The sequence below is a fragment of the Mesorhizobium sp. WSM4816 genome, from assembly GCF_055811535.1.
The window spans coordinates 1-4,691 of sequence record NZ_JBVVQR010000077.1 but is presented as its reverse complement, the minus strand read 5'-3'; the positions used below and the strand labels follow the sequence as shown (position 1 = coordinate 4,691).

Genomic DNA, 4,691 nt, shown 5'->3' with positions numbered 1-4,691 from the left:
ACCGTCACATCAAAGGAATGCGCCAACTACTTCACCGAGGCCGGCTATGTCCCAACCTAAAATCATCGCGCTCTAGTTCCGCGCCGGAAAGCAGTCAGTCGGCTCACGTGAAGAGTTTCGGGCGCCGGCAGGCGTACGAAAGTCCCCGAGGAAGGAACCCGCGGGCCACGGGCGATGGCTATGGAGATTTCGATTTTCGGCTGGTGTCTGGGATGGCGCGACCGCCGCCGGGAAGCGGCGGGATTGATGCAGACCGACCGCTTTGTCTTCCGGCCGTGCGGCCTCGTCGGCTCGGCGTGCAGTCGGACGCAGCCCTGTCGACGCCGATGATCACCATGGACGCGCGCGGGTTGGTTGCCGGAGGCTGAGTGCCTCCGCCAGAAGGCTGCATCAAGCCATGCCGGGTCATGCGGCGTTCTCCCGGTCCGGTGTCCTGGCGTAGGGGGTCCGCGCGGCTGCCTCCACCGTTCGAACACCTCGATGACGATCATGCGTCCGCCACAGCAGGGGCATGGCGGCCGGAAGTCTAGTTAGAGGGTGATGATACAGGCGTCGGACTGTCCGATATGCGCGCCGTGGCGCGCTAAAGTCCGATGAGGAGCGGTGGCGGCTTCCATCTTTCGAATCTATTGCTCTCTATCTCCTCATTCGGAACCAGAGGAGACGCAACGTGAGCACTCACGCGAACACGAAAACGATCCGGCGGCATCAGTTGCGCGAGATCGTGCCCTTGGCTGATAGCACAATTTACGAAATGGAGCAGCGGGGCGAATTTCCGCGACGCTTCGCCTTAACCGCACGCTGCGTGGTTTGGGATCTGGGCGAGGTCCAGGCATGGCTCGCGGCCCGGCGCTCGAAACCAATTTTCCGGGCACCGGGCCCTGATGTAAAGCAACGTCGAGCCCATCCGGTCAAAGCGAAGGATCAGGCTCCAAGATCGGCATCGACGGCGGGGTGAGCGTCGGGACATACTTCTTGCCATCGGGCCAGGCGTCCACAGTGTCTGACCATTCTTGCATCATATGTCGGCCGCTGAATCTCGTACTCGGCCTTGTTGTAGACGCCCCGCGACGAACGGCCATCCTCGTGGGCCAGGCACTTCTCGATCCAATCGCCATTGAACCCAAGCTCATTCAACAACGTTGATCCGGTCCGCCGAAGATCGTGAACCGTGAACGGTTCGAGCGGCAAGCCTTCCTTCCTGGCTTGCTCCACCACAGAATAGGTTACTCGATTGAAGGCCGCTCGGGACATCGGCGCATCGGCATCATAGCGGGATGGCAAGACGTAGCGCGAGTTTCCCGAGCACGTCTTCAGCGCGATGAAGATATCGAGAACCTGGCGTGACAGATAGACGTTGTGCGCTTTCGAGCGTTTCATCCGCTCTTTCGGAATCGTCCAGACAGCGTTCTCGAAACCCACCTCATCCCATGTCGCGTCTTGAAGCTCACTCTTGCGAACCATTGTGAGTAGAAATAGGCGAAGACCCAAGCGGATGGTCGGTAGCGTAGCGACATGTTCGAGTTGCTTCAGCATGACGCGGATTTCCGGAGGGGAAAGCGAGCGATCGCGGGGAACGAAGTTGGCAATGGACGCCGGCCCTACCTCATCAGCGGGATTGGCGACCTTCTCGCTATGAAGAATCGCAAAACCGTAGATCTGCTTCAGGATATCGCGAACGTGGATCGCCGTTGCAGGAGCACCGCGACTAACGATTTTGGCGCAAAGGGCCCGAAGATCATCAGGTGTGATTTCCGTCAAAAGACGGTTTCTCCAGATAGGGAGCAGTTCACGTTCGAAGATGGAGCGGGGCATGGCGCGCGTACTGTCTGCCATGGGACCGGCAGTCAGCCACTTCTCACTGAATTCGCCGAAGCTCTTCGCTTCCTTGATGCGGCGCTTCTCGCGCTGTTTTTCAATCGCAGGAGATCGCCCCTCGCGGACGGCCCTTTTGGCATCGAGACACTTCTCCCGAGCCCGGGCCAGCGAAATGCCATCGCGTCCGTACTTGCCTAGATAGACAGTTTCCCTGCGGCCATTGAGCCTGTAGTCGAGGCGAAACGAGATCGCTCCACTTGGCATGACACGAACATACATGCCGTCGCGATCTGCGATCTTGTAGATTTTCTCTTTTGGTTTCAATGATTTGAGGGCGGCGTCCGTCAGCATCCCTGCAGTCTCCTAGAAAGTACCGTCAGCACAATTTTGGAGGTCCGTGGCAGCTATTTCCCTTTATTATCTGGTACTTAAGACAGAAAAAGTACCGTCACGAGCCTCATTGCTCGTGACGGTACTTTGAAAAATTCGGAGGAGCAATATGGCGGAGGCCCGTCAGTCAGTCCGCCATAGCCAAACCGTGCCCGCCGATAGTTGCCGAAAGTTGACAGAGATTTATCTTTATTTTCAATGGTTTGTGTCGGACACTGGCGCACTATCGGCGGCGTTCGGATGGATCTGAATCATTCCCACTCAATGATCAATTATGTCTATAACCGCTTGTTTTAATTGAGAAAATCTTATCATCTCGCCAAGTAATACCGTCAAGAATACCGTCGGATTCTTAGGCTGTTGAAAAGACTAAAACAATGTGGTCGCCGTCGCGGTATGCACACTTTTGACTGCATTATTTACGACTGCCATTCGGCGAGGTCAAAGCCGGAGTTCACAGACCATACGGCAAGGACGGTCTTGCTCATGCTCGACAGCCCTAGGTCGAGTAGACGGGAATGGGCTGGCAGGAGATGGGTGTCGTGTCGAGTCCTGTCGATCCTCGGTCGACCAAAGCTTCGCATTCTCATCTGCTGTGATATTGTGTGGGCACACCTTTTTGAGGTCGTTCATTGGCAAGTCTTTGATGCTTGAAATTCTTCGGTGCTAGCAACATCATGTAATACGCTGGCAGGTTGACGACAAATCTCCTGTTCGATGGAGCTTGTCGTGCATTTTTTTGGATGAATCACCGTGCTAGCGTGGACACATAGGCCCAATGATCCTCTGTCCTTCAACGTTTCCGCTTCGGAAGACGACCCAAGAAAGGCTTTCTCGGCAGTACTTTCGCGTACTGAAGTACGGAAAAATTAGAATGCCTCTCCATCTGGTCGGGGAAACGATCGAGAAGACACGCAGAGACGGGCAAACTGGTGAAGCTGATGCGCGGCATCTACGTCGATGCCGATGATGACATCGACACGGTGCTCCTCCGACACGCTGTTCGCATGTCCCAATATCTATACCCGCGTGCTATCTCTCTGCAGCCATTTCCGTGCTGCTCGGCCCAACGCGCGACGGTGGCCTCTTCCTAAGCGGTCGACGTAAGCAGCCGACCCGACTCCGTTTCACTCAGGATGATTCAGAACGAAGGCCCGCCAACCCCTCTGTCGCACAAGCAGGATCAACGACATTGTGAACGAGTTCCGGATGGCAGTCTCTTCCTTGCACCAGCGATTCCTCGAGGCCTTTCGGCTACGCAGAGAGGATGCAGCGTCAATGGACGACGCCATGCGGGAGGCGATCGCGAAAAGGCTCATAGAGGAATACAGCAGCGCGAAAGACGCGGTGTGGACGCTTGCGCGCGAAAACCAATGTGTCGCGAAGGCCAACAGGCCGAAGGCTATGTGCTCCGTCGCCGCGGTCGTCCCGGTGCGCAACGAAGCTGCGATGGATCTGATCGTGGCCTGGCCATTGCCGGCGACTATATGCATATCACCGTTGCCGAGGTCCGTTGGGTTCGCCAGCGCGGACGCGTTCGTTGGCGGGATGTCGCCGAAGGGGCCTATTGGCGCGAGCAGGTCGTCACAATTCAGACGCTTGTCATTGATCGTCTGCCGGCGTCGGTTCGCTCCGCGATGTTTCCTGCGGATGGTTATTGCGAAATCCGGCCGACCGGGCGCGAGTCGCCGCGTGAGCTTGGATTTCCCCGCAATGTTGGGATCCGTAAACTTGAAGATCGCCTCCTCGATTTGCACACGCGCAACGACTGCGTTTGGTCGCGCAGCGGATCGATCCGCGCTGACGCGCTTGTTTGCCGGGCGCAACTCGGTTCGCGCGCGCGATCGTCTGCATCAGAGTGTGGTTCTTCATTGGCTTGTCGAGATAGATCGTCGAGCAGGTTGGCACGTCGAAGCCGGTGATCCACATGGCGCAGACGAAGACCAGTCTCGACCTCCCCACCTCCTGGAGCAAGGCTTAAAGCGGAACCGACGAGTTCACCGCCCGGATGCAGGAGGCCATCAACGGGATGATGCTGGACATGATCGCCGCGACTGCCCGCAAGGACTATGACGACAGGCGGCGGCGGCAGGCCCAGGGTATCCAGAAGGCCAAGCAGGAAGGGCGCTACCGGGAGCGGCCTGAGGACCAGGAGCACAATGCGGCCATAGTGAAGATGCTCAAGGCGGGCCAGTCCTGGAACAACATCGTGGCCGCAACCGGGGCCTCCAGGCGCACCTTGGCTAGGCTGGCGAAGCGGAGCCATTTAGCGTTCCCCTCGGCACGTCATAAGCAGGTGGTCCGTACCGTCTGCCCTACGCACTCCAACCGCTGGACAAGGATAGCCCCGCAGCGCGTGCTCATGTCGGTCTGAGGTACCGCCACCGGGCAGCCTCTCGGCGTCTGGCGGATAGTGTCCTGAAGGTTCTGCAAAAAGCTTTGGAGAGAGAACGGCCCTTGCTCTGAGGCGAGGGGCGGCCATG

At 57.8% G+C, this 4,691-nt stretch carries 2 protein-coding genes and 4 pseudogenes; 2 read left to right on the top strand and 4 right to left on the bottom strand.

Annotation, left to right across the window (positions count from 1 at the left end; genetic code table 11):
* Positions 1-405: 405 nt before the first annotated feature.
* Positions 406-527, bottom strand: a pseudogene (locus tag AC0L3H_RS32735) (IS91 family transposase); the annotation flags it as partial.
* Positions 528-670: 143 nt separating this feature from the next.
* On the opposite strand from AC0L3H_RS32735, the gene AC0L3H_RS32730 reads away from it, so the two are divergent.
* Complete coding sequence (locus AC0L3H_RS32730) at positions 671-958, top strand: helix-turn-helix transcriptional regulator (protein WP_473588218.1); 288 nt, start codon at positions 671-673, stop codon at positions 956-958.
* Here AC0L3H_RS32730 and AC0L3H_RS32725 read toward each other — a convergent pair.
* From AC0L3H_RS32725 to AC0L3H_RS32715, 3 genes and pseudogenes are all read right to left on the bottom strand, one after another.
* Positions 912-2,169: pseudogene (locus tag AC0L3H_RS32725) on the bottom strand (tyrosine-type recombinase/integrase). The gene AC0L3H_RS32730 and the pseudogene AC0L3H_RS32725 sit on opposite strands and share 47 nt — an antisense overlap.
* 1,166 nt (positions 2,170-3,335) lie before the next feature.
* Positions 3,336-4,034: a hypothetical protein gene (locus AC0L3H_RS32720; RefSeq protein WP_473588219.1), complete on the bottom strand. Its 699-nt coding sequence runs from the start codon at positions 4,032-4,034 to the stop codon at positions 3,336-3,338.
* Positions 4,015-4,158, bottom strand: a pseudogene (locus AC0L3H_RS32715) (type I restriction enzyme subunit R domain-containing protein); the annotation flags it as partial. The gene AC0L3H_RS32720 and the pseudogene AC0L3H_RS32715, both read right to left, overlap by 20 nt.
* On the opposite strand from AC0L3H_RS32715, the pseudogene AC0L3H_RS32710 reads away from it, so the two are divergent.
* A pseudogene (locus AC0L3H_RS32710) lies at positions 4,154-4,582 on the top strand (recombinase family protein); the annotation flags it as partial. The pseudogenes AC0L3H_RS32715 and AC0L3H_RS32710 overlap by 5 nt on opposite strands.
* Positions 4,583-4,691 lie beyond the last annotated feature (109 nt).